The sequence below is a fragment of the Corallococcus praedator genome, from assembly GCF_003612125.1.
Lineage (GTDB): Bacteria > Myxococcota > Myxococcia > Myxococcales > Myxococcaceae > Corallococcus > Corallococcus praedator.
On sequence record NZ_RAWI01000826.1, the window covers coordinates 1 to 690 of the forward strand.

Genomic DNA, 690 nt, shown 5'->3' on the forward strand with positions numbered 1-690 from the left:
GTGCGCCCCTACCTCCAGGCCTGGGACCGCGCCTCCACCGACGGCGTGGACCGCCTCGTCGCCAACAGCCAGCACATCGCCGGGAAGATCCGCCGCTTCTGGGGCCGCGAGGCCTCCGTCGTCCCGCCCCCCGTCGAACTCGACCGCTTCACCCAGATGCCCCTCGCCGGAGGAGGGCAGGGCGGCTACTTCCTGTGGCTCGGCGCCTTCGCCCCCTACAAGCGCCTGGACGTCGCGCTGGAGGCCTTCCGCACCCTGTCCACCCCCCTGTGGATCGTAGGCACCGGCCAGGAGGCCTCGCGCCTCACGTCGGGCCCGCTGCCGCCCCACATCCGCTTCCTCGGCAACGTCCCCGACGCCGCGCTCCCCGCCCTCTACCGCGACGCCCGCGCGCTCCTCTTCACCCCCGAGGAGGACTTCGGCATCACCCCCCTGGAAGCCCAGGCCACCGGCCGCCCCGTCATCGCCTTCGGCAAGGGCGGCGCCCTGGAGACCGTCACTCCCAAGACGGGCCTCTTCTTCCCGGAACAGACCCCCGCGTCCCTCGCCACCGCCGTGCGCCAGTTCGACGCCTGGGAGGCCTCCTTCCGCCCCGAGGACGCCCGCGCCCAGGCCGAGCGCTTCAGCCGCGCCCGCTTCCAGCAGGCCATCCAGGCCGAGGTCGAAGCCCTCCTGGATCTGCCCCCGTCC

Annotated in this window: 1 protein-coding gene; it reads left to right on the top strand. The window is 73.9% G+C overall.

What is annotated here, in order from left to right; all coding sequences use genetic code 11:
* Positions 1-690, top strand: a 690-nt coding sequence (locus D7Y13_RS48520) for a glycosyltransferase (RefSeq protein WP_120631077.1), incomplete at both ends; no start/stop codon positions are given.